Here is a 26,710-nt window from a genome sequence, read left to right on the forward strand (position 1 = left end):
TAATCAGAACTCTTCTTGGCCCTAAGATCCGCACATCACCCATCAATCGTCATGACACTTTAGAATCGCTAGAACAACAATTCACCTAAGCATTGATGGTTATCGTTTGATTGTCTAGCCATTTTGCTAGATGCGCGAATTCAGATTGCCTACCTTCAAAGTAAGGGATAAATTGAATGGCATCTTCACGAGCGACTTCTAAGATCACACCATCTTCTATTGGATCAGCTACTTTAAATTCCGGTAGACCAGATTGGCGAGTACCAAAGTAATCACCAGCACCACGTAATTCTAAATCCTGCTGGCTAAGATAAAAACCATCTGTCGATTCAACCATGATACGCATCCGCTGTTTACCGTTCTCTGTTCTTGGATCAGCTACTAATACACAGTATGAAGCATGCACACCGCGTCCTACCCGGCCCCTCAATTGATGGAGCTGGGCTAAACCAAACCTATTAGCATCTAAAATCACCATATAAGTCGCATTGGGTACATTAACCCCTACTTCGATAACCGTTGTAGACACTAATATTTGCACATCATTATGTTTAAAAGCTTCCATCACTTGGTCTTTTTCCTCGGTACTCATTTGCCCATGTAATAAACCTACAGAAAATTGCCCGCCAAATTGCGCCAGATAAGTTTCATAAATATGTTCAGCATTTTGTGCTTCCAAGGCTTCTGATTCACCGATCAAAGGACAGATGATATAAACTTGCCGTCCTTTTTTGACTTCTCGCCAAATTTGTTCATCTACCTGGGCTTGGCGGTTAGGACGGACCCAAGACGTTTCAATAGGTATACGACCCGATGGCATTTCTTTTAACTTCGAAACATCCATATCCCCCATCATGGTAATCTCCAGTGTACGGGGGATTGGCGTTGCGGTCATATACAAGACATTAGGCGCTTTGAACTCACCTTTAGCCACTAATTTAGACCGTTGGTTAACCCCAAACCGGTGCTGTTCATCAATCACAACCATCCCTAAGTCAGCGAACTGCACATCATCTTGAATTAAGGCATGCGTCCCAATTAACAGGTCAATATCCCCGTTTATTAAGTCGGTTAAGATTTCCCGTCGTGCCTTCGTTTTCGTCGAACCCGTTAACAAAGCTACCTTATAATCCGTTTCTTCAAAAAAGCCTGAAATTGCGGCATAATGTTGGTCAGCCAAAATTTCAGTTGGCACCATCATGGCCCCTTGAAAGCCAGCATCAATTGTTGCCACTAAGGAAATCATCGCTACTACCGTCTTCCCGGACCCAACATCTCCTTGAAGGAGGCGGTTCATCTGGAATGGTTGCCTTAAATCTGCACAAATCTCATTGACCACAGCCTTTTGACCAGCTGTCAATTCAAAAGGGATCGTCTGGATAAAGTCACGCAGGTGATCGTTATCATAAAGTACCTGGGCACCGTTGGCCATTCGACGTTGTTGCAATTTACGCCACTGTAATTTCAAGGCGTACAAGAAGAGTTCTTGATATTTCAATTGCCGGCGTGCTTGCCGGTTATTTTCTTGACTATCTGGAAAGTGGATTTGCTGGATGGCTAACTTATGTGGCATAAGTTGGTATTTCTCCCGCAATGCTTCAGGCAATAATTCCACAATCAAGTCCCCATATAAATCAAGCGCTTGCTTAATTAAATCGGTTAACGATTTCGTCGATAAACCTTGCGTTAAGTGGTAAATTGCTTCAAAATCATTGTCCTTATCGCCCACATTTTGTTGATTAGAGAAAAGTTTCATCCCAACAATTTGCTGTTTCGCCGCTTCAAACTTTCCATAAACAACGATTTCTTGATCAACTTGAATATGCTTTTTTAAGTAGGGCTGGTTAAAGAAGATCACCTGCAATACCTCATGATCCATAGCTAAGCGAAAGGTCAAACGGTTACGGTTGCGCCCAAAATATTGGACAACAGGTGCCGTCACAACCACGCCTTTTACCGAGGCCTTGGTATTATCCACTAATTCTCCGGCCGATTTTACAGAAACATCCTCATAACGAAAAGGGAAATGGTACAACAAATCTTCTACCGTAGAAATCCCAACCTTTTCTAATAATGCCGCTTTTTTCTGGCCGACACCTTTCAAAACGGTCACTGAATCGGATAAAGCACGTGCCATCATCATCCCCCTTAGCTTAAAAATCATTAATATGAATGAAAAAAATCTCAAACCAGATGCATTAAATGTTCATCTGACTCAATATTTCAATCAAAGCGCGTCGGTTAGCAAATCCTGATAATTGGTTGGCAATTAAGAAACCATCGGCATTGGTTGCTTCTTTCAACCGACGTAACTGCATTTCTACCTGTTTAGGCGTACCATATACTTTTCTTGACGCATATCTATCTTCTTCATTCGGGTCACTTATTGTGACAAAATCTCTCGCTTCAGAAACCTCCATCAACTCTAAATATGCCCGCTTATCATCATCCAGCGCATCGATCCAGTCATTTAAAGCATAATTCAACGCTTCCTTTACATTACGTTTAGTAGACGTAACTGCATAGGTAGCTACTAATGCTGATGGTTTTGACATGCCTTTTGAAGGTTTGAAGTTTTCCCGGTAGATTTTAATGGTTTCAATACACTCTTCTAAATCACCAGAAAAGAATAAGCCAAATACCATACCTAAGCCTTTTTCGGCGATAAACTTGGCATTACGGCGTGAACCTAACATGGTATAAAGTGGCGTCACGGCATCAAAGTAAGCTGGCATGACACGTAGACCATGCATTTCATCTTCAGATGATAAATCATCATAAAGTAAACCGGCAATTTGTGAAACCGTCTTTTCATAATCAAGTCCGCGGTTAATCTGCATCCCTAATGATTCCTGACGGGTCACTTCTTTTGGCATAGAATGGCCGACCCCTGCTTCAACACGTCCAGGATACATTGCTTCAAGCACCATATAGTTCTCTGCAATTTGATAAGGGGTGGAGTTATTGATAATCACCGCACCTGTACCTAACTTAATCTGTTTGGTTGCTGCACCATAACGTGCTAATAATAACTGGGGTGTTGAAGATAGGACAGCTGGCGTTGAATGGTGTTCCGTTAACCAGTACCGGTCCAAGCCCTTTTCATCCGCCAATTTAGCCAATTGGATGGACTGCTCAAAGGATTCCAATACCGATGTATTTTTATCCCGAGGTATAAAATCTAAAATACCGATCCCTAAAGACATTTTGTCACTCCTCTTACTGAATTCAATAATCCTATTTTACCATATGTAAAATAAGAATAAACTGCCCAATTAGATTTACAAAAAATGAAAGGATCACGTGTGCTATCAGTAATGATCGCCAACTAGTAATCCCTTTTAAGCATATCGTATCTCTCTTGCTCCCCATATGTGATATGTTTAAGACAATGAATAAAAAACCCTTTTGGGAGGTAGAAAAATGAAAAAATATTTACGTTATCTTGGACTGGCTTTCATCAGCTTGGTGCTTGCAGCTTGTGGTCAAAATACTGAAGACGCACAAACCATCAAAGTTGCCACCTCACCTGGCCCTTACTCCATTCTCTTTATGGAAGAAGTGGCACCAAGATTAGAAGAACAGGGCTATACCGTTGAAGAAATTCAATTTTCTGAACTACGCCAAGCCATGATAGCTGTTGATGAAGGCGAAGCAGATATCAACGTGGATGGTAACCGGTTAAACACTGAAAGCTATAATGACACTTTGGACGCTAACTTTGAACAAATTGTCCGTATTCCAACTGTACCGGCTGCTATTTATCCAGGACAAAAAGACCGTTTAGAAGACGTTGAAGAAGGAGATACCATCGCTATCGGTAATGGTACAGTTTCTATGATGCGCGGTTTATTATTGATGCAAGACCTTGGTTGGATTACATTAGATCCAAACGTTGAACCAGCCAAAGTAACCGCCGATGATATTCAAAAAAATCATGTAGGCATTGAAATTGTCGAAATGCAAGGTGCTGCTATTCCACCAGCAATCCAAGATGTTTCTTATGCTTTAGTTGCTGGTTCAATCGCTTATGATGCAGGCATGGATTTAGAATCTCGTCTAGTGACAGAAGAACCTATCGATGGTTTACTACTTGAAGCTATTACCACTGCAGATAAAATGGACCAAGCTTGGGTAGAAGATATTAAAGCTATCTACCAATCAGAAGACTTCAACCAAGCAGTAATGGACCGTAATGAAGAAATTGGGACTGAATTTTGGATTATCCCTGAAGAAAATCAATAGATGATAAATTGATACAAAAAAGCCATCTTGGTAAGGATTCATCCCCTACCACGATGGCTTTTCTTTTATGTTGATTTAAATTACTTTAGTTATTTTTCTACATATTATGACCATATACTAACAAGTACACTGACAAACAGTATCATCAGCAATTTGGACGCCAATAACAGCTTCCACCATATTTTTAGCGACTAAGTCTAAATTCGCTAAATAGTAATTGCGGTCGGTTGCATCTGCAAGGAAGAATAATTCCAATAACCGGTAGTTAATCCCCCAACGACGCGCATTATTACAGTTTAACAAGTCCCCTCTCTTAGATAAGCCTAAACGATCACGAGTTACGAGGCCAAAATGCTTTTGAATCATGGCGATGAAGTTATCGTCCATGGCATCCGTTACATAATCAGCATGAATAATCACATGACCACCAGTTTGCGGTTTAGCCGCTGCGTCCATATGCAATTCAACGACCACCCAATCCGCATAAGTCTTCATGTCCGATGCATGTTGGTAAAGATTATCCATATAAAAGGCTACTTTAATGCCTGCTTTTTTGGCCCACTTTTCAATATAGGGCTTCAACTTCCGTACCATTTCTGCTTCTGTATAACTACCTGAAACAGCGCCTGGATCCCCGTTCCCATGACCAAATGCAATCAAAAGTCCTTTATATTCTTTAAATGTTGTTGCTTTCATATTGCCTCCTAACCCACCAATAAATGGCGAATAGACTGTAGTTTATCCATCAAATTGCGTTTCTTATTGTAAATCGCTTGGCGAGAAATCGGGTAAATTTCAAGTAATAGTTTAGTCTTCCCCTGACAAGCAATCACTTGGTAGAGAAAATCCAAATCACGGTAACGGAGTATTTTCGCCGCCTCAGCTAGAAAGTGCTGAATATCTGCCGTGACTTCAATCGTTTCCCCTTCACCTAAACCAGCTTCAAATACCCACTCATCCATGGTTGAAAACTCCTGACCACTCAAACGCGTATGCTTACGCAACTCATCCAAAACCCGCCATCCCATCACGCGCTTCACATAAGCGACAAACCGGTAACGATCAGCTTCACTTAGCGGGTCTCCGTCAAAATCCTCCGCTGCCTGATACAAAGCAATCTGTGCGATCTGGTATACATCATCATAATAAGACTTATACACATCCACATGATACCGATTCAAGACATGCACAATCACGCCATGATACTGGTCCAACAACTCCGGATACCGATACTGATCAAACATAAACGTCCATTCCTCCCTCAACGAATCTAAAGTTTCTTATCATCACCTGCAGGTAACTTAAAATACGTTTATTACTCAGAAAAAGGCAAGCCCATGTCACGCTGATTACCTCATATTTTTAGGCAGAATTATCATTTAAAAATTAAAAACATTACGTAAAATCCGTTAAATACCCATAAATTATTACTCGTTTGATATAAAACAAACATTTTTCAAATGAAACAAAATATACTGTTTATTAAAAATAAATACAATGCTATAAATAAGATAAGCAAAAAAGTTTAGAGGTGGTAGAAAATGACAGCATATAACAACAAACTTGAAACAGTCCCAGCGAAATGCAATTGGCCAGACTATCTCAACACGTTAATTGAAAAAGCAACCTTTGGTGAGCCCCGTCAATTTAATCAATTACTCCAAAATATGTCGCTATTATACAATGTATCTGAATTTAACCTCCCCTTTAAGACGATTATTCTCTTTACAGATCAAAGTTTTGGTATCAGTGAGTTAGATCCTATGAGTCTGTTAAGAAACTGGCACGACCAATACGGTTTTCTCGCTACTTATTTTAATCAATCCCATGGGCATATCTTAGATAGTTATAAGCGGTTACCCGTTACCTTAGGTAAGTTCGCCTTCCAACGCTTTGATGACCAACAAGATGTCAACCATATCTTAGCCTTACATAATATCCAAATATACTATGCAGACGCCCAGTGCAAGAAGAATACCTGGATTGAAGTAGACAACCACTTTAAGTATAAAATCCAACTAAAGTGTAGATATTTAAGCGAAAAAATGGCTATTTACGCTACCTTCCGAAAACAGCAACTTCATTTCTTTAATCAAATGGCCTTTTATAGTCAATTGAATTTATTCAATCACCGGCAACATTTTACTAACCACCCACTAGAGAATGAACAATATTTGGTGAGTGAATCGGATTACCAACCTATTAAAGCTTACGAAAACTTCGGGCAGCTAGATACTGTTTACCAACTTTTCATCAATATACTTCACTATCTCTTTGGGGCCGACAAATTAATGAAAATCGCGAATAAAAGCACCCAGAATAAGATACGGAGAATTCAAAGAGGGATGAACCAAGTGCATTAAGCAAACCCTTTATGCATTATGGGTATTGAAAAAAGGCTGAGCTATCACTCGCTCAGCCTAATCATTATTTCAACTATGTCATTAGATATCGATTTCTAACAAAATCGGTGTATGGTCTTGTCGGGTACCAGAATCCAACATTTCAGATTTTTGGACTTTATCCGCAATCCGGTCACTCACTAGCCAATAATCAATTCTCCATCCAGAATTGTTGATTTTACTTGTTTTCACACGTTGTGCCCACCAAGTATAAACCCCTTCAACATCACCGTGGATCAGACGGAAAGTATCGGTGAAGCCGCGGTTTAATAAGTTGGTGAAGCCCGCACGTTCTTCATCGGTAAAACCAGCTGAAAAATGATTATTTTTAGGGTGTGCCAAGTCAATTTCTGTATGGGCAACATTAAAGTCACCACAAGCCAATACAGGTTTCTTCGCATCTAAGTCTGCCAAATAATCTGCATATTGCACATCCCAAACTTGTCGGTCTTCTAAACGTGCTAAAGCAGATCCGGCATTTGGTGTATAGACATTGGTCACATAGAAATCAGGAAACTCTAATGTAATCATACGACCTTCGTAATCCATCGTCGTCGGTGCCCCAATTTGTGGGAAAGTGACTTCTGGCGTATAGTCTTTCTTGTACAAGAACATGGTACCAGCATAACCTTTACGGGCAGGCTCAACACTAGACACCCACTGAATCTCATAATCCGGCACATTCGCTGTCATTATCTCAAGGTGCTTTTTCGTAGGTCCCTTCGCCGATAATTTCGTTTCTTGAATCGCAATCACATCTGGTTGATGTTCACGAATCATCTTTAAAACCTCACGTGATAGTTCTGCGCGTGGAGACGCACCAGTTAAGGCCGCATTTAAAGAATCAATATTCCATGAAATTAACTTCATCATTAAACCCCTTTACTCATATGATGACTATATTTTAGCATAACCACAAACATAACCGAAATGAGATAAATAACTAAGAGGTTCATTCAATTATTTTAAACATTACCTTTCTGAATACTTGCTGCTCATTAGTCGAAAAAGAAAAAAGAATCTCCAGCTTCATTTGGAGATTCTTTTAACGATTGCTATATTTAAACTGTCCAATCCATGTCGTCATCTTCAACTTGGTTGCTATCATTCTTACTTTGTTCAATCTCTGCTTGTTTCTTCGCCACACGTTCAGAGATCTTAAGGAACGGCATATAGAATAAAGTTGTTACAGCTAAAATAATGATTTGTAGTAAAACAACCTTCAAGTCCCCACCGCTCGCTAAGAATCCCGAAATTAATGGTGGCGTTGTCCAAGGAACTAGCACAATTAATGGTTCTACAAAGCCAACTACAGTTGCAATATAGCCAATTAAAGCACCAATTACAGGAGATAAGACGAATGGAATCATCATCGGAATATTGAAAATAATTGGCAAACCAAAAATCATCGGTTCATTAATTTCGAATAATCCAGGGGCTATAGAAAGTTTCGATACTTCCCGGTAAGGTTGGTACTTACTTACTAAAAATACCGCGATAATTAAAGCTAAAGTACCACCTGTACCACCCATTTGTGCGTAAACCGCTTGGAATGAGGTATTGATGATATTCATTGGCTCTTGTCCATTAGCAACAGCATTCATATTTTCGTTCATATTCACAAGTAATAATGGTTCTGTTAATACCCCATTAATGACTGTTTGATGAATACCTAATGTAAATAAGAAATTACCAGTTGAATAAATCAACAGATAGCCGAATATAGATGAATTGACCGCACGTAATGGTTCTTGAATAAGTGTTGATATTAAGGTTACTAAGTCTGTATGAAAAACAACACTTAATAGCGCAGAAATGATCGCAAAAAATGATAAAGTCACAATGGTGGGGATCATTGTTGAAAAACCTTGACCAACTGCTGGTGGAACTTGATCACCTAAGTTAATGCGTAATTTTTTATTATTTGCTAGTTTCATAAAAACTTCTGTAGCTAATAACCCCATGATAATCCCAGCAAACATCCCTTGGGTTCCTAATTCATTAAAAGATACTACTCCCGAAACCTCTACCGGATCGCTACCATCAATCGGTGTTGCCAATCTGGAAATAGCCATCATAATAAATAAAGAAGCAGTTGCAACAGAAGTCGCCGAAATCGGACTTGAAAAGTTTTTATTGGTAGCCAATGAATAAGCAATCATTGGTGCAATCAAGAGTCCCGCAATATTCAAAGTACCATTTGTGATTACATTCCCAAAAGTTTGAAAATTAGCTAGTGTCTCACCACTCAAGAATATCGGGAAGATCACATTATTCACCAAGACAGCAAGCCCAGCTAGAATAAACATAGGCATAATACTCGCGAAAGCGTCTCGCAAACTTCGTAGATGAACTTGATTTCCAATCTTAACAGAGAAATTCGTAAATTTTTCAATAAAAGCATTATTTTGAACTTTATTTTGAGCCATCTCTTTCGCCCCTCTCTATTCTTTATTCAAACCATATTTTTCATTGTATTCCTGAATAGTTTCCTTAAACCATTGATAGGATTTCTTCGGTACCCGCTTCATATCTCTTAAATCATGATTGGTACGGTTGACATATACTAGTCCGTAACGTTTTCGCATATCACCTTGAGAGGATAGAATATCAATTAATCCCCAACCTAGGTAACCCATGATTTCTACACCGTCTTCATGAATAGCATCAAACATCGCTTTTATATGTGCTTCATGATAAGCAATACGATAGTCATCTTGAATTGGATTTTCCCCATCCCATTCTTCCTGCACACCAATACCATTTTCAATTGGAAAAACTGGTAATTGATATCTTTGATACATTTTATTCATTACATCACGGAAACCTAATGGATCAATTTGCCAGTTCCATTCAGTTGTATCAAGATGCGGATTGTCCACTTTACCCTCAACTAAGTACCAGTTAGGTGCCGTATCTGATGGTATTTCATTTGCCGAGATAGTTGTTGACGCATAATAAGAAAAACTCAAATAATCGTTATAATGACTTGCAATGGCTTCAAGTTCTTCATCTGTCGCTTTCCAATCAATTTGATTATTTTTAATATAAGTTAACACTTCATTTGAATATTGCCCTTTTGCATATGCATCTAATAAATTATAGTTAATGAATTCATCCCATTTACGAGCAGCTAAGATATCTTCAGGTTTTGAACTAGCTGGATACACCTCACTATAGGCCAACATCCCGCCCATCTTCGCATCAGAATTTTCATGCAAATAATTGGTAATTTCTGCATGGCTAGCCATCACATTATGCATGATTTGATATAATTCATGAACATCTTGCTTACCATTTTCTGCCCCAGCAATCACATAACTAATATTCGGTTCAGAATACAGATTCTGCTCATTAAAGATAATCCAATACTTCACCTTATTTGAAAACTCATCAATCATCTTTTGACCGTAACGAACAAATGCTTCTTTTACATGTTTTGAAGTAAAGCCATTGTATTCTTCAGCAAGGTGAAGTGGCATATCAAAGTGGTATAAACAAATCATCGGTTCAATACCACGTTCAATTAATGCGTCTACAATACGATGATAATAATCGATACCTTCTTGATTAAAATCACCGTCGCCATCCTTTACTACACGTGACCAGGAAATTTGGAACCGATACATATTCATCCCTAAATCTTGAATATAATCAAAGTCTTCCTCAAAGTGATGGTAATTATCATTGGCAAAATGCCAGTCACTCGCAAATTCACTTGCTTCTCTGACATCATATACTGATAGAGACTTACCGCCTTCATTCCAGCCACCTTCAGTTTGCATACTTGAGACAGAATTTCCCCAAAAGAATTTCATAATACTCCTCCTTAAAATATAGTAAGCGTTTACATTTATAAATATATATTAAAACAAATTTCCAATAGGAGAAAGACGTCTAATCAACTTTGTAAACATACCTGTTTACAAAGTTGTCAGCGGATTCTATAATTTATTTGAGGTGATTCATATGTCAAAATATACAAGCATAGCTGATGATTTACGTGATCAAATACTTATAGGAAGATATAAAGACTCAGATAAATTACCCAAGCAATCAAACCTAGCAGACTTATACAATACAAGTAGGGTAACCATTTCGCGTGCTATCGGTATTTTGCAACTAGAGGGCTTAGTGTCTACCGAATTTGGTGGCGGCACAAAGATTAATCGAATAAATACCGAGAATCAGTTCTTTGACCATATGATTAATACCCCCTCTGGTGCTAGTTATAACTATGGTGGTAAAGGTCAACTAACCTCTACCATAATTTCCTTTGAACAACGACTACCTGTAGAAGATGAGCAGCAAAAACTACACATCAAAGAAACAGATGCAGTATACGATATCATCCGTGTGAGAAACTTAAATGGTCAGCCATTTATTATTGAATATACGATCATGCCAGTAAAAGTGATTCCTAATATTACAATAGAAATATTAAAAAATTCTATTTATACGCATATCCAAGATACTTTAAATCTTGATTTAGGTAAATCTTTTCGTATCATATCAGCAGATGAAGCCGATGCCTTTGACAGTCAGTACTTACAAACAGAAATAGGCAAACCAATTCTAGAAATCGAACAAGTCGCTTTCCTTAAAAATGGCGTCCCCTTTGAATATTCCCAAACGCGTCACTTATATAACAAAGGTCGTATCATTTATGTAGAATTATGCCGTTAAAAAAAGCCACCCTACCTGGATGACTTGCTGTCGGCTAACTATTCTTCATCTACCCAATGGTATAAGAAGAACATATAGCCCCAAAATTTCTTAATTTCTTTAAAGCCGGCTTGACGGTTGGCTTGCCACCAAGTCACTTCCTCGCCACCAACATCATGATAGGTCGCGACATAAGTTAAATCAAAGTTATAGTGGCGATTTTGTCGTTCATAAATCATTTTGGTCCGTAACATATGGTAGTCAGATGACGTAATGATGGCTGAATCATAACCCATTTCTTCCATCATCTTCAAGGTATTTCTTGCGTTGGTATAAGTGGACGTCGCATTTGCCTCGTTAATTAAAGCATCACTTGGTGCACCTGCTCCCACGTAAAAATCATAATTTGACTGGGTTAGTGGACTTACGATAATTTTTCCTGAACGTGAATAACCGGCTTTAAGCAAATCAACTGCTTCACCAGCCCGCTCACTAGCCCCTTCTGGTACAACGATAATATCTGATACTTTCGGTTCCTCATCAACAATGAGGTTACTGATGGTGATCACACAAACTAATCCAATAGCAATGCTGATACCAGCAAGAAAGCCCAACAGTCGCACAACATTATTTCCTTTCATCTGCATTCCCCATTTTGATAAGCATTTTCCTTTTGTCTTATCTTACCACATGGGCATTACCGGATGAAAAGTAAAGTATTATTTTCCAAAATCAAACATGATCGTATTATGATGTTTTCTAGCAAGTGATACGAGGTCTCTTTGGATGATTTCACTAAATTGATCTTCATATTTAAACATATCGAGTGGCTGTTGATTTAAATCAGCGTCCTCAATATATACTTTTAACCGCTTTTGTACTTGTTTCATTTCAAAATCAATTTCATCTGGATGTTTAGCACTCGCAACTGCATAGCAAAATTCATCTATTGGTAAGTCTTCACAGATATCAATAATATTGAATAAGTGTTCCTCATGATGGATAAGTTTTTGAATATCACAAACTTTTGTAATTACCGGCAATATCACTATCCGCGATTGCTCCAAGATATCTTCAATCATCGCTGTATCCCCTGGTTGAATAAATATATATTCCACACCAGGTAAATCTGGTAACACAACATCTTCATCATGTACAGCGATCACTTCATACCCCGCCATAGAAAATTGTTCTACCGCCTGACGTCCTATCATATTCGTTGCACCGATAATTGCTACTTTATTCATTCTCTCCACCAAAATTCCCTTATAAATATAGACGCCACTCACCAACTGTTATTGATCTTTCAATCAATAAAACCCACAATTATGTGCTATCTTTCAATAAAAATTCTAAAGACATCCCATAAAAATTTAAACTGTCTAAAAATACAACATAACAATAACATACGCTTTGCACTTTTTCTCTTCATAATCGTGTATATGAAACGGATATTTGAAATGGAATTATGGTCAAAATCAGTAGCTAAGCAAATATTAAGACAAACTTCCCAAGTTTCGAAGATATAGGTATAACTTACTCGCAATCATACTGTTATTATTATGGCTATGCAGCCCTTGTAACCCCTTACATTATAGTCTTAAATATATTTAGAAAGATAGCCTTTTTCGTATTTATACAGTATTATTTGTCAAATATGCATTTATATTGTCTAAACGTAATTTATTCAGTACAATGATGTTTTTGTTGGTAGAATGATGGTGTATATGGTGAGTACAGTTTAAAAAATACATAGGGTATCTTGAATTAATCAATAACTCTTATCTGAGTAATAAATTAAAGTCATTTTAGGCATTCTTTCAAGAAGCGTCTCGAATTAGTCCCATCACTTCCAATATGTAATAATAGAAAAGCAAGTCATCAGGTATAAAAGTTGCCTCATACGGTGTTAGTAGCTGATCAAGCTAAATTTTTGAGTATATATGATTTCTTGCTGCCACCCTTAAAATCTTCATCCGACCAAGGCTCTAACCAGGAGTACGGAGAAATATGATTTGCATCAAAAATTTTCTACAAGTAATCCACAATTTCTTGATTAAAGATAAGGCCCTAGAAAACAACTCAATATTTTAAAAAGATAACCTACAAATATTATTAATAATTATCACATTCACCAACATTATGCGATATTCCCATCATATTTACTAATTCAAATGCATAATAAAAAGCCGACTACACTTTGTAATCGACTTGAATTATAATTTCACATGAATTCTATATCCCAATCTTTTTTCAATATTTCTTTTTCTGTTTTCGATTTGTTTCAAAATTTGATTATCAGTTTCAGGAGATCTTTTATCGAACACCTCTTGCGCTCTTTTTGCATAGCTAATGAAATTTCCACGTCTAGAACTTTTACCCATATCAGTATATAAATTATAAATAGAACGTCTATATGGTAACTTTTTTAAATTTTTATTTTTCTGAATCTTTTTAGCATGTCTTATTAATTTATTAGCTTTTTTATAAAATTTACTAATACTTTTATCTCTCAACTTAACAGTTTTTCCATCAAAAATGAAACCTAAATAGTCAATTTTTGACGATTCATTTGTATTAGCATCAATTACTTGTCCATTATTACATTTAAGTACTTTACTTTTATTATCTTCTAATTTCATTTTATTTAAAATCGAGTATTTCTCAATTTGCTTATAGATTTCTTTTACATTTATAATAGAATCCTGTTTTGAAGGTATGACTAATATAAAGTCGTCAGAATATCTTCTATAAACCCCCTCATAATTATCCGCTAATTCTTTCATAGATTTATCAAAACCTATAGAATATACATTAGCAATCACTGCACTAATTGGAGTTCCTTGAGGAATACCAAAACTATTAGTATTAACTTCCATCTGAAGATTCTTCTTTTTATTTTTTATTTTTCTAAACTCATTAACTGAAGAAAAATAACTTTGTTTTTTACCGAAGTCATTTTTAACATGAGGAAGTTCTTCTAAAACTTCTTTTTTTATTGATCCATACTTAATAATAGACTTATATATATTAAACCAATCACTTGGTAAAGTATCAATGTTTAAGACTTCTTTCATCCTAACTTTTATCATTTTATGATCTAAAGTATCGAAAAAACTTTTAAAATCTCCAACTATTATATATGAACTACTCTGTTTTTTAATTAAATTAAAGATCTCAGCAGCAAAATCTACATTAGCCTTTCCTATTTTATTATTTCGATATGCTATAGAACATTCATCAATATCACTCATTTCACAGTATAGATTATAATAACTATTCAGTTGATCCGCATAATATTTATATATATATGAATCTAAATGTCCCGCATATCTTATATGTCTTTGCTTAATTTTATCTACCTTATATTTAGGTGTCTCTATAATATAGTGGATTAATGGCAAAAAACTATGTTTAGCAATCTTATCAGGATCACAAACATATCCTTCAACCTTTTTAAATTCAAGACTTTTATCAATATGTATATAATTTTTTGGACGATATTTACTCCTATCAAAAGGAAATTTATTCTCCACAGAACTCTCCTTATAAAAAGCAGCAGGAAAAGGAACTAGGGCCATAGCCTAGAAATCATCCCTTTCCTGCAGACGGTCGTATGTTATATAGACTTCGACCAACATTATGTCTATAAAAATATGGCGACATACTTAATATGTTACTATAAGAAAGGATGTACAATAATGACTTTGTTGACCCTACTGTATAATAATCAAGTCTTAAACGCTTTGGAGGTACTCCTCGACGTGAAGATTGTATTAAATATCCAGCAGTACACAATGATTGACATCGTTAACTTATATATCCCGTAATCCAAAATACTACGGACGACCAATTATAACATAGTTTTTATTTAAATAAAAACTGTCTCACAAAAGTATTTTATTCTCTCAATATAAACTTTTTCTTTATTATGATTTATTTCTATTTTGATATAATTATACTACAATGATGATCAATAATACCACTACAACATCGATAAATAATTGCGGTGTTAACCAGGTATTCTCTTTCAATTCAACTACATGCTCAGAGATTTTTCTTTCTTCATCGGTAATTGTGAAAGGTTCGTCCCAGGTCCATTTTGGGTTCCCATCACTTGCGGTCAACTCTAAGCGATAATCGCCTAGTTCTAAGTATTGATTTTCCCAATCAATCACAAATTCCATAGTAGAGTTAGGGACAAATTGCCCACTTTCAATTGAAGCCGTTTTAAACACTTCATCAGTTTTATCCATATTAGCTCATTTAGCGCTAAGTTGAATGTGATTGCTGGGGATGCTCGAACTACCGATGGTCAACCACTTATTCACTTATCCGGTGAGCAATCTTCTATTAAGCTATCTGGGGGAACTAGCTTAAATATTGAAAATAATCGTAGACGGACGCCAGGTTCCCTAATCTCGATGGAAGGCTCACTAGAATTCTTTCCAAATGGCAATAAATTAGCACTTGAAGATACTGCTGGTAACACAGTCAGCTTTCCAAGAATTTATCAAGCTAGTATAGGTTTTGGACAAGATAATAAAAATACTATTGATTTGGATGCTAGCTCTTCGCGTGCCCATTCAGACAATAGTCATTTCCATGGACAAGATTTAACGTCTTTCTTAGCCGCACATAGCCTTTCTAGCTTTAAAAAAATGACCATATCCCATATTACTGATATCGATCAACCAACAGTAGACAAATTAACCGATACTGATGTGACTTTAAGGGGAACGGCAGAGCCAGGTCTTACCGTAACAGCATCTGATTCTTTCAACAACAAATGGCATACGACCGCTGATGAAGCAACTGGTAAATTTAATATCGATTTAGGTAAGTTTGCACCATATAAAGTTGGCTCAGAAATAATCGTTACGGTATCTGATAATTACGGGCACACAAGTGAGGATATGATAGTCACTGTTCAAGGGAACCGTCTTTCATTCAACGTGCCTGACCAATTGAAATTCAAACAAGTAGCTACAGAAGATACATTAATGACCATCCCAAGAGAAGATCCAAATTGGCAAATAAAAGTTATCAATACGAAGGAGGCATCTTGGAAACTTACCGCTAAGGAAACAGCAGCACTATCAACAGCTAACGGAAATACTATTGAGAACGGCCTAGTATTTAAGGAAAATGGAAAAACTGCTTCTTTAACCGAAGAAGTACTAATCTACCAACAAGATAAAAATGGTTCAAACGAAACTTTCATAAACTGGAATAAAGATAGTGGTTTATTATTACAATTAAATCCAATCGAACAAAATTTTGAGTACTACAAACCCTATACAACTACTATAAAATGGACCCTCACAGATGCACCGTAAAATAACAATGAGTTTAATATGGTGGTTCTACAAGAAGGCGCCGTTCCATGCTAAATGGTGTTGGTGGGAAATTCTTAGGAATTTCCGCCAGCACTATTTTTGGGTATACAAAAAGGCCATAAAATCCTAAAATAAAGTAAATCATCACAATACACTTGAAAGAAGGAAAATTCATGACCTATTCACCTATTATAAAACAACTTTGCGGTATTAGCGATAAAAATATTACGATTAGTGAGTTACCTGATGAGGAAACTTTAGATAGATTAGCTTACATTCCAATTATGGGCATCCTTACCTACAAGCCTAAGGCTTGTGACATGTGTGGAGTTAAAAATGAATCTACTCAAGACATCATTAAATATGGTTTTAAAGAGACAGGTGTGCGGTTGCCTGATGGTCCTGGAAAGCCTATTAAGTTTACACTTAAAAAACAACGATTTAAGTGTAAACACTGCGAAGCTACTTTCATTGCGCAATCATCAATCATTAAAAAATTCGATTCTATTTCTATACTATCTAAAAATAAAATAGCGGTGGAATTAACAGAGACACAGTCAATGAAGCTTATTGGACAACGGTATCACGTCTCTTCAAATACTGTATCAAGAATCCCATTAAAAGCAGCTAGTGCATTAAATCCTAAAGGTAATTATCTACCTGAACATCTTTCCTTGGATGAATTTAAATCTGTAGATGATGTAGAAGGAGCGATGAGTGCAATCCTTGTAGATCCTCATAATAAACGTTTGATTGACATTATAGAAGATCGAAAACAGCAGTCGTTAATTCGGTATTTCCATCGTTATTCTATAGAAGCTCGAGCTGCAGTAAAGACGATTTCAATGGATCTATATTCTCCATATATAGGCGTTGTGAAGGCTTATTTCCCTAATGCAAAAATCGTTATTGATCGTTTTCATATCGTACAATTACTAAATAATACAATCAACTCAATGCGGATTGAAGTTATGAATGAAATCAAAAACAGTCGCCCTACAGATTATCGAAAATTGAAAAATCAATGGAAACTAATATTAAAAAATGCCGATCATCTCGATTTTTCAAACTATTATTATCATCGTCTATACCATGAACAGACGACTGAGCAACGTATGGTAGATTATTTATTAAGTCTTTCTCCGAAATTACAAGAAGCTTATCAAGTAATGAATGACCTTAAATTTGCGATAGAAACAAGAGACTACAGTTACTTACTAGCCACTTTACAGGAATTAAAGAAAGTCAGATTAAATAAAAAGGTAAGAAAAACGATTAATACAATGGAAAGATTCTTACCATATGTCGAAAATGCTTTAATTTATCGTGTTTCTAACGGTCCTACCGAAGGTATGAATAACAAGATTAAGTTAATCAAACGTACAGGCTATGGCTATGCAAGCTTTAGAAATTTCAGAGCTAGAATACTATTACAATTTAAACTGATCTTTAAACCATCTAATCCACTACCTGCGACTTTCCAACCAGTCGCAGCTTAAATATTAGACGATAACTCTTATCAGATTTTATTATTAATTATCTAACTCTTGATCCGACTTTCTCGCCTAAGGGCGAGAAAAAAGGTCATGCTTATCTTATAAACAAACATGACCCTCTGTTATTAAAATTTTTATTTAAATCTTAATGGTGATTATTTATTTTTGGTCACCAACACTATTTGACACAGAACCGAAATTTTCTCATCAGTCCTATTTGACGAAGAGCCCTTATATCCTATAGCTACTTATGGTATGGTATTAATATCGTAAAAAAAAGAATTAAAAACATAGGGTTACATCCTTATCTGTATCCCTATGTTCGCAACTAGAGGCTAACATTACAGTCTTTCACTTATTTAAGTTTACTCAAGCCAAGTGTAGCAGACTGACCAAGCTACCATATTTAGCTTGAGCAGTTTTTTGTGAAATACGAAGATGAGCCCCATGTGAAGTTCCACTGACAGAAATTAACAAATTAAATTAATACTTCAATTTATATTTATTATATATAATCATCAACAAAATAGGTATCGAAGTATAATTTCTTTTTAACATAAAATACAAAAATTTTGCAAAACTCCCTTTAACCACTGATATATTACTATTTTGAAACATTGTCGAAATATCTGAATGTTCTAATATTTTCTTCAATTTGAATTTAATATCTTTATAAGCAAGTGGACTAGTAGAAGTGGTCATATTAATCAGCTCATTTTGAACCGCTAACCAATATGTATACAGTATATTATTACTATAAATATCTGATACACCCCAACTATCAAACATTTCTTGGTATGCTTTTGCAATATTCATTTCATATTTAAATTTATTTTTATTATATTTCTTAACAGCTGATCCTTCTCTGCTCATGTCATAATAATAAAATGAGTCTTTATCTATGTATATATTATTTATATATTTCAACACATTATAATTAAAAACTGCATCTTGTCCTGTTCTTTGTGAGGAGAATTTAATATTATTCCTCATAAGAAAATCTCTTCTATAAAGTTTGTTCCATAATGCTCGTGGACTAACAAATTCAAATTCGTTAAAATTCGATATAAATTCTTCTTTATTGAACATACCCTCAAGTTTATGCATTTGTCTTTCAACGAAGGGGCTACCTTTACTATGTTTTGCATATTTGAAATATCCATTTACTACTAAATCAGGACTATACTCAAGTAAAATTGTAATATTATGATAGAATGCATTTTCATGAATAAAGTCATCCGGATCAATGAAACAAATATAATCGCCAATTGCACGATTAAGTCCATTTTGCCTTGCAACACCTGATCCAGAATTTGACTGATTAAACACTTTAACCCTTTTATCCTTGTTAGCATATAATTGACAAATATCTAATGAATTGTCAGTAGAACCGTCATTTACAATAATCAATTCCCAATGTTTATATGTCTGGTTAATAACGGATTCAATGGATCTTTTTAAATACTTTTCTACATTATAAACCGGCATAATAACAGATATCATACTACGACCACTTCTTCCTTACTTTGATTGAATTAAACCTCTTGTTCTAGTATTAAATACTATTAAATAACTCAAAACTAAAATCATATTATTAACTAATATTTCTCCCTTATAATTTGCAATTAGTAAAAATATCAATATAGTAGTTCTTTGAAATTTCCCGTCAATACCCTTCCACAAATAAACTAAATGAGAGATATACATAGTTAAGGTATAGATAATTCCACCTTTGTAAATATGATTTACGTAACCAATATCAGAAGATTTTCCAATCATGCTTCGACCTCTTTGTCCTGAGATCGTAAATCCTAGACCAAATATTAATAGCCAACCTTCTGGAAAGAATAAATGATCTTGTATTAATACGGCAACATTACCCGTTGCATTATCTTGAAAAATAAACGAGGTTAGTTCAGTAAATCCTCGCGCAATCCAACTGATGGCCTCACCCTGAACATTAGAAATTGAAACTATAAAGAGTGGAAGTACTACAATTAAAAAAATCATTAAAAATAAAACTCTTTTATTTATTTTATTGAACAAATATTGTAAGAGGTAAAGTCCAACAATTAAAATATATATAAATATAGAAGTTCTAGCATTAAAAACAGAGCTAATTATTAGAACTATAGAATAAAAAATGTATTTATATTCATAGGTCTCGTCAAATTTAAATAAAGCAATTAAAGATAAAAAACCTTGAATTAATGGAAGTGTAAAAGTATAAGCAGAACCAATTCCATATATTCTATAACCTGTTAGTGCCATTAAATTTTCTGCTAAGACATCTCCTTCTGAATACAATAAAACGGCCAAATCTTTAAATGATGGAATAATTAACATCAAAAAAATTATTATGCTCTGAACTAGACCGATTTTTATCAAGTAATCAAATAAAGAAGTACTATCACCATAGATTTTACGAAAATAAATTAATAGAGATATTATATTGATGATATATATAATGAATAATAATTCACTAGTGAAGTTATCAAAAGTAAATGTATTATTATATAACCCTAAAACAACTATATATATAATTAACAACAAATAAATAGCAAAAACAGGGAAAATTTTTACTACTCTTAACCATCTGAATAATTTTCTATTTAAAAATATTATATTAATACTACATAAAAAAGAGGAAACAATTGCTATACTAAGGATTGGTGATATAGAAACCAAATTAGGCAGGTAAATTATATAAAATCCGTATAAAAATAATAGTATTTTCTTAAACAATGATAAGCCCTCTCTAACTACTCTATTTTTAGTATATATTCTTCAAATTGATTGGTTACAGACTCAATATCATAGCCTGCTGAATATATATCTTCTGATTTGTCTGTTCTATTAAATTTTTTCAAAGACTGATCAATTTCTTTTGCCCATTCATTTGGTGATAAACAATCCAAATCCAAATATATAACATTTCCTGTCAAATTAACACTTTCTGGAACTTTATCCTTTGAAGCGAAGCACAATAACCCACTTGCTTGCGCTTCTATTAATGAAATACCTAACCCTTCATAGTGTGAAGGTAATATGAAAACATCAAACATATGAAGAAATTCTGAAATGTCAGACCGAGAACCAAATAACTTTACTGATTCTGTTAACTTTTTCTCACTAATTATCTCAAATAGTCTATCTTTTTCTGGCCCATCACCAACTATAAATAACTTAGAGTCTGGGTTTAATAAAAGAAATTTTTCAAAAATTTCAATTAAAAACTTATGATTTTTTTCTTCAGATAATCTACCAACAGTCCCTAAAACAATAGTTTCCTTGTCTATGTTATAATAATTTCTATATTGACTTCTTGTATCAATTTTAAACCGAAACTTTTCAACATTTATGCCATTTGGTATTAGCTGAACTTTTTTATCAAATTTTTTCGAATCACCAAAAACCCATCTAGTAGCTTCATTTGAACAAGTTAATAAATAATCTGAATATTTAACAATGATTCTTTTATTAAAGTTATGTAATCCATACCGTAAATTTTGAGGGGGATTTGAAGGCCCGGCACTGTGTGCGTGCGACAAAATTTTTTTATAACCTAATAAGTAAGCAAATATAAAGGGAAATATAAAATAAAGTAAACTGTGGTTAAAATAAATAATATCATATTTTGATTTATTATTTTTTAAAATCCGGAAAGTTTCATATAAATTTTTGAAGACATTTGTTTTTTGAGGAGTTACATAATAAACTTTTCCACCTAGACTACTTATTTCATTTTCATAAACAGTATTTTCTCCTGGAACTATATAATCAAATTTTATTTTTGTTCTATCAATATACCTTATTAAGTTCATAAGATATGATTGAACGCCACCCATGCCTACATTAAAACCCATTACTAGTACTTTTGTCTCCATAATAATCACCTCCCATTCTATTTTTTATAAAATGATGTTAATAAAGTAAGCAACTTTGTTTGTTTCCATTTAATAAGATATAAAATTACCAACCTTATATAATGTATGTTTTTTATTTCTACATATTGTAGACTTTGCTGTACTTCATCATCGTTTACTATTTCATGAATATTCTGTCCAATAATTTTTAAATTAGCATTTTTGTTCCTCCCCTCATTAGCAATTGCAGTCATAACATTTCTCAATAATGCGTATGGAAGTTGTTTTTCTAAGCCATATATTTTTGGAAATGCTTTACTTAAATTCTCTAATTGATAATAATTTGATTTCAAAATTGACCAACCATTTTTCAAATAAGTATTCGTTCTGGAGTTAACATTCATTATGTAATTATATAATTTTTCACTAGGTAAATAGTAAAAACTATTACTGTTCAAGAAAGCAGTGATACTAAAAATTATATCTTGACTCATTTTTAGTTCGGGTACAAATCGTATCTCGTTATCCATAATTAATTCTTTTTTAAATAACTTTGTCCACATCGTTTTAGGAATGTAATCTTCAAAGGATTCTGTTGAAAAAATATATGGATAAATTTCCTCTATCAAATTTTGTTTTGAAAAATATCCACTTCGTAACAAAGTTTTTTCTGGTATTGTATTTTTGGGATATACCCATTTAAAACTACAACTGACAATATCCGTATTAAACTCTGTAGCTATCGATATCAATTTTTCTATCATATCAATTTCAATTTCATCGTCCGAATCTACAAAACCTATGTAGTCTCCACTAGCATTATCTAAACCAATATTTCGTGCAACTGCCGACCCTGAGTTTTGAATTTCAAATTTTTTGATTCGACTATCTTCTAAACAATTTTTATTAATTATTTCATTCGTATTATCAATTGATCCATCATTTATAATTATTAATTCAATATTTTTATATGTTTGATTTATAACAGAATCTATCGCTCTCTGTATTGTTTTATTTGAATTATATGCAGGCATAATAATACTAACTTTTTCCATGTTTACCTCTCATTAATTGACTTTTGGTAATTCTTCATTATATTCATTTTTTTATTAGGGGTATAAATATATTTCTAAGCAGAGAGTTATAAAATAGTGCATTTATTATAATTAGAACAATTAGTGAATAAATACTAAATATACCACCTGCGATAATCCATTCTGAAAAGTTCTTGATTTGGTAAATATTAACTACATATATACCTGGAATTATTATTAAAGCTATACTAAATACATCTACCAATACTTGTTTCCAGAAAAAAATTCTTTTTCGATTTAAAATATTTTTTGACAAATAATTAGATAAGTATACCGTTCTATATAGCATCGCAACAAAAGATCCAATAGCAACTCCAACCAATCCTAGGTAGTTTACTAAAACTATTGATAAAAATATATTTAAAGCTGCCTCTATAATAGAACTGATCTGTGTCTCCCGGAAATGCCCTGCAGCAAATACTATTGCTTGATAAGGCATTCGTATAGAATATACCAAACCACCTAGCAACAAGAGCAATGCAAAATCTGGAACATTATAATTAACATCGTAAACACCAGTAGTATATATTAAAACGAAATCTGTAATCAAAATTGCACACATACTATAAAGGAAAACTGCTAAATTATGAATTCCCCACTCAATTTTAAAAAAAGACTCGTTCAACATTCCATATTTTTCTTCGGCTAATAAGCTGCCAAAAAAAGATTGTAATCCTATGGTAAATGATTGGATAATTAACTTAATTGCACTTACAATCATGTTATAAACACCATAGACAGAAATACTTTCTAATGTTGAAAAAAGAGTAAGAACTACAATATCTGTACTATTCTGTATAGAATAAGCAATATGTTGTCCCACGCCATTCCATTTTTGAGGTAGAGGATCTTCCTTTAAATTTTTATAGTATTCAATCGAAAAATTTTTATTCACATAGTAACTTAGATATAACGGTCTAATTAAAAATATCAATCCACTAATAAATTTAACAGTATAGATTTCAGCACCATTTAAAATTAAAACAATACTAGCAATAAGATTCAAAATAATAACTACAATTTCTGTATTTAATTGAATATATGCATTTTGATTGGCATTTAATAATAATTCATTAACAATGCCAAAATAATATTGGCCAAATTGATTAATAGATATAGCAATAATTAGTAAAATTGTCCCTATATTATCCAAATTGTTATTATCAATAATCCTAGGATAGACTATCATTAACAACAATATGTAGAAAACCAGAATTAGAGCTATATTCTTAAAATATTTTTTTGCAAAAGTTATAATTTTATTAATTTGTACTTTATTCTGTTCAGCTAATGGTTTATACAAAGCTGCCTGAACGACGGACCCTACACCTAAATCCAAAAATGTAATAACACTTAAAAATTGAGTTATTGAGTTTACTAATCCGTTTACTTGGGAACCATATTGGCTTAAAATCAGTCTTGGTAGTATTAAACCACTAAGCATAATGCAAATTTTTGATAGAAGGGAACTATAAGTATTTAGTTTTAATTTTTGAGTTCTTTCCATATTATCAGGTCTTCTTTCTACATAATTACAAAATAGGTAGCTTCCATAGCTTACCTAATTCAACATTCATGCTATGAGGATTGATTAGTTCAAAACCATTTCCACTTGTAAACGTCATTTCCCCAAAATAGATTTTTCCATCAACGTTATATAAATCTACACGTACGTGAGAAAAACCTTTACATAAGATACCCGCTATCTTGACCATTTCTTCAAAATTATCTGGTTTTGAAATATTTTCAAATGAATTTCCATAATTATGTTGGTTCCAGTTTTGTAAATTCCAATCCAAATCGTAAATATTTCTTTTATGGACAGAAAATCTATCAAAATCTACCCAGCAATAGTAAACTTTTCCATTAAAACATAGAAACTTATAATCATTTAATTGATTCTCACTATCAACTATATATTTTTCTGCAATAATTTTGGGATTAATATTTTGATATTGCATTTGGAAGCCACCAACAGTTGAATAATCTCTGGCTAACCATCTATCAAATAAAATATTTGCTATTTGTACATCCATATATTTTTTTTCCTTAACTATGATGTTTGTACCTGAAGCGTTATTTGTTTTTAATACAAAACTATTTGGTAATTCTTCAAAATTAATACTTTCAAAAGAATCCCACACACCGAGCAATGGGATTAAATATTGTTCACCAATTTTTTTTGTTATCCATTCTCGTACCAAGTACTTATCTGTAAGTTTTGTTTTCAGAGGATCTCTATCAAATAATTTAGACCATTGCAGTTTCTCTGTATAAGTTTGTAGATTATCCCAGTCTAAACTTTGACCAGTTTTTGTTTCATATTCTTTAGAAAGTAGTTCCTTACGTTTATCATCAGTGTATCTTGTATATTTATTTTTTTTTAATTGATCATCTATTTTAATTAATTTATGATAAAACTTATACAAATAAATGTTTTTACTAATTTTTTTCCGTAAATCCATTGTTTTCTCCTAATTTATATATTTCAAACATTTTTTTGTTGACAACACTTTTATCGAATTCTTCGGCTTTTCTTATATTAAACCTTTTCATTGCTTCTACTTCACTATTACTTAGTCTGGTAAAATTTATAATTGCTCTTGCAACCGAGTCAATATCACTTGGATCAAAAGTAAAACCTGTTCTTCCATCCTCCGAGTAATCGTTTATACCATGTATTTTAGATGTAAGAATCGGTGTACCCGATGCCATGGCTTCTAAAGCTGCCATTCCTAACCCCTCTCGCAATGACGGAAAAACAAAGGCATCCGATTGAATCAAATAGTCCCTTACATTGTGCTTGTATCCTAAAAGAAATACGGTATTTTGTAGGTTTAGTTTAGTTACTAGGTTAAGTAATTCATATTTCTTTTCACCTAATCCAATAATTGAATATTGAATATTAGGATCATTAATTTTTTTTAGTGCTCTAATTACTATTTCATGGTTTTTATTTTCATTTAATTCACCAATTGAAATTAAATTAATTTTAGAACTAGTATTAACGTTGATTTCTTCCGATTTAAATTTGGAAGTATCTAATCCCACACCAGGAATATACTTCACTATTGGGTGAATAAAATACTGTTTCGCCCGACTAAAATCTTCCTTATTAATAGTAATCAAAATGTCGGTCCATCTTGATAAAAATTTTTCAATTGGAAAATATATCATCCAATTCTTTTTCGGTGCTCCTTCAAAAAAATGAAAACCGTGAGCAGTATATATTATTTTAGTACCGTTCTTTCTTAATTTTCTAGCTGCAATTCTTGTTAATACTCCCCCAATAGGCGATTGACAATGAATTAGATTAAACTGATTCTTGTTTATAAGTTTTTTTATTTTTCTATATGTTGTTAAATTTTTTTTCCCGAATGGAGATCTTTGAAAATCTAATTGTTCAATCCCTACATTATTATCTTCTAACCATGCAATTAAATTATTTACATCTTCACTTGATAGGTTTCCTGGTTCTAAAAAATTTGTAGCAACCACTACATCATAGCCTAACTCAATTAATATTTTTATGTTTTCTTTATTAAATTGATAAATCATTGAAGCAACTGAAGTAATAATCAATGCCCTTTTCAAATTAAACAC

Annotated in this window: 23 protein-coding genes; 5 read left to right on the forward strand and 18 right to left on the reverse strand. The window is 33.7% G+C overall.

Annotated features, from left to right (window positions below; genetic code table 11):
- Window positions 1–85: 85 nt before the first annotated feature.
- A complete protein-coding gene (gene recG / locus CJ191_RS01855; RefSeq protein WP_070468253.1) occupies window positions 86–2,137 on the reverse strand; it encodes an ATP-dependent DNA helicase RecG in 2,052 nt (683 codons plus the stop codon).
- A gap of 61 nt (window positions 2,138–2,198) precedes the next feature.
- Window positions 2,199–3,206 carry an MsnO8 family LLM class oxidoreductase gene (locus CJ191_RS01860; protein ID WP_070468255.1) on the reverse strand — a complete coding sequence of 336 codons (1,008 nt, stop codon included), beginning with the start codon at window positions 3,204–3,206 and terminating at the stop codon, window positions 2,199–2,201.
- Between the two features lie 217 nt (window positions 3,207–3,423).
- On the opposite strand from CJ191_RS01860, the gene CJ191_RS01865 reads away from it, so the two are divergent.
- Entirely contained in the window at window positions 3,424–4,245 is an 822-nt protein-coding gene (locus CJ191_RS01865; protein ID WP_070468257.1) for a MetQ/NlpA family ABC transporter substrate-binding protein, read from the forward strand.
- Between the two features lie 117 nt (window positions 4,246–4,362).
- On the opposite strand, the gene CJ191_RS01870 is transcribed toward CJ191_RS01865, so the two are convergent.
- Together CJ191_RS01870 and CJ191_RS01875 are read right to left on the reverse strand one after the other, a co-directional pair.
- Complete coding sequence (locus CJ191_RS01870) at window positions 4,363–4,941, reverse strand: N-acetylmuramoyl-L-alanine amidase (protein ID WP_070468259.1); 579 nt, start codon at window positions 4,939–4,941, stop codon at window positions 4,363–4,365.
- Between the two features lie 8 nt (window positions 4,942–4,949).
- Window positions 4,950–5,489, reverse strand: coding sequence for a sigma-70 family RNA polymerase sigma factor (locus tag CJ191_RS01875; protein ID WP_070468261.1), 540 nt, complete (start codon window positions 5,487–5,489; stop codon window positions 4,950–4,952).
- A gap of 297 nt (window positions 5,490–5,786) precedes the next feature.
- On the opposite strand from CJ191_RS01875, the gene CJ191_RS01880 reads away from it, so the two are divergent.
- On the forward strand, window positions 5,787–6,608 hold the full coding sequence (locus tag CJ191_RS01880; RefSeq protein ID WP_070468263.1) for a hypothetical protein: 822 nt from the start codon (window positions 5,787–5,789) through the stop codon (window positions 6,606–6,608).
- 81 nt (window positions 6,609–6,689) lie between these two features.
- Here the strand turns inward: CJ191_RS01880 and CJ191_RS01885 are convergent, their stop codons facing one another.
- From CJ191_RS01885 to CJ191_RS01895, 3 genes are all read right to left on the reverse strand, one after another.
- Window positions 6,690–7,517: an exodeoxyribonuclease III gene (locus tag CJ191_RS01885; protein ID WP_070468265.1), complete on the reverse strand. Its 828-nt coding sequence runs from the start codon at window positions 7,515–7,517 to the stop codon at window positions 6,690–6,692.
- A gap of 191 nt (window positions 7,518–7,708) precedes the next feature.
- Window positions 7,709–9,076 (reverse strand): PTS sugar transporter subunit IIC, encoded by a 1,368-nt coding sequence (locus CJ191_RS01890; protein WP_102198810.1) that lies wholly within the window; start codon window positions 9,074–9,076, stop codon window positions 7,709–7,711.
- 15 nt (window positions 9,077–9,091) lie between these two features.
- Window positions 9,092–10,468, reverse strand: coding sequence for a glycoside hydrolase family 1 protein (locus CJ191_RS01895; RefSeq protein ID WP_180960916.1), 1,377 nt, complete (start codon window positions 10,466–10,468; stop codon window positions 9,092–9,094).
- Between the two features lie 148 nt (window positions 10,469–10,616).
- Here CJ191_RS01895 and CJ191_RS01900 point away from each other — a divergent pair, with 148 nt between their 5' ends.
- A complete protein-coding gene (locus CJ191_RS01900; RefSeq protein ID WP_102198812.1) occupies window positions 10,617–11,333 on the forward strand; it encodes a GntR family transcriptional regulator in 717 nt (238 codons plus the stop codon).
- Window positions 11,334–11,371: 38 nt separating this feature from the next.
- Here the strand turns inward: CJ191_RS01900 and CJ191_RS01905 are convergent, their stop codons facing one another.
- From CJ191_RS01905 to CJ191_RS01920, 4 genes are all read right to left on the reverse strand, one after another.
- Window positions 11,372–11,953: a YdcF family protein gene (locus CJ191_RS01905; RefSeq protein WP_102198813.1), complete on the reverse strand. Its 582-nt coding sequence runs from the start codon at window positions 11,951–11,953 to the stop codon at window positions 11,372–11,374.
- Between the two features lie 78 nt (window positions 11,954–12,031).
- Entirely contained in the window at window positions 12,032–12,559 is a 528-nt protein-coding gene (locus CJ191_RS01910; RefSeq protein ID WP_102198814.1) for a hypothetical protein, read from the reverse strand.
- A 969-nt stretch (window positions 12,560–13,528) separates the two neighbouring features.
- Window positions 13,529–14,848: a reverse transcriptase domain-containing protein gene (locus tag CJ191_RS01915; RefSeq protein ID WP_219721549.1), complete on the reverse strand. Its 1,320-nt coding sequence runs from the start codon at window positions 14,846–14,848 to the stop codon at window positions 13,529–13,531.
- A gap of 420 nt (window positions 14,849–15,268) precedes the next feature.
- Entirely contained in the window at window positions 15,269–15,568 is a 300-nt protein-coding gene (locus tag CJ191_RS01920; protein WP_102198816.1) for a WxL protein host-binding domain-containing protein, read from the reverse strand.
- A gap of 27 nt (window positions 15,569–15,595) precedes the next feature.
- Between CJ191_RS01920 and CJ191_RS01925 the strand changes: the two genes are divergently transcribed.
- Window positions 15,596–16,651, forward strand: coding sequence for an Ig-like domain-containing protein (locus CJ191_RS01925; protein ID WP_102198817.1), 1,056 nt, complete (start codon window positions 15,596–15,598; stop codon window positions 16,649–16,651).
- Window positions 16,652–16,824: 173 nt separating this feature from the next.
- A complete protein-coding gene (locus CJ191_RS01930) occupies window positions 16,825–18,150 on the forward strand; it encodes an ISL3 family transposase (protein WP_102198818.1) in 1,326 nt (441 codons plus the stop codon).
- 480 nt (window positions 18,151–18,630) lie between these two features.
- Here CJ191_RS01930 and CJ191_RS01935 read toward each other — a convergent pair whose 3' ends face one another.
- The 7 genes from CJ191_RS01935 to CJ191_RS01965 are packed head-to-tail and all read right to left on the reverse strand — an operon-like array spanning window position 18,631 to window position 26,701.
- Entirely contained in the window at window positions 18,631–19,650 is a 1,020-nt protein-coding gene (locus tag CJ191_RS01935; RefSeq protein ID WP_102198819.1) for a glycosyltransferase family 2 protein, read from the reverse strand.
- 18 nt (window positions 19,651–19,668) lie between these two features.
- A complete protein-coding gene (locus CJ191_RS01940; protein WP_102198820.1) occupies window positions 19,669–20,892 on the reverse strand; it encodes a hypothetical protein in 1,224 nt (407 codons plus the stop codon).
- Between the two features lie 17 nt (window positions 20,893–20,909).
- Complete coding sequence (locus CJ191_RS01945) at window positions 20,910–22,034, reverse strand: glycosyltransferase (protein WP_102198821.1); 1,125 nt, start codon at window positions 22,032–22,034, stop codon at window positions 20,910–20,912.
- Window positions 22,035–22,051: 17 nt separating this feature from the next.
- Window positions 22,052–23,068, reverse strand: coding sequence for a glycosyltransferase (locus tag CJ191_RS01950; protein WP_102198822.1), 1,017 nt, complete (start codon window positions 23,066–23,068; stop codon window positions 22,052–22,054).
- A gap of 43 nt (window positions 23,069–23,111) precedes the next feature.
- Window positions 23,112–24,614 (reverse strand): polysaccharide biosynthesis C-terminal domain-containing protein, encoded by a 1,503-nt coding sequence (locus tag CJ191_RS01955; RefSeq protein ID WP_102198823.1) that lies wholly within the window; start codon window positions 24,612–24,614, stop codon window positions 23,112–23,114.
- 25 nt (window positions 24,615–24,639) lie between these two features.
- Window positions 24,640–25,572 (reverse strand): ATP-grasp fold amidoligase family protein, encoded by a 933-nt coding sequence (locus CJ191_RS01960; RefSeq protein ID WP_102198824.1) that lies wholly within the window; start codon window positions 25,570–25,572, stop codon window positions 24,640–24,642.
- A complete protein-coding gene (locus CJ191_RS01965; protein ID WP_102198825.1) occupies window positions 25,550–26,701 on the reverse strand; it encodes a glycosyltransferase family 4 protein in 1,152 nt (383 codons plus the stop codon). Before CJ191_RS01965 ends, CJ191_RS01960 begins: the two co-directional genes overlap by 23 nt.
- Window positions 26,702–26,710 lie beyond the last annotated feature (9 nt).

Source organism: Aerococcus viridans, assembly GCF_002871935.1.
GTDB classification, from domain to species: Bacteria; Bacillota; Bacilli; order Lactobacillales; family Aerococcaceae; genus Aerococcus; species Aerococcus viridans_B.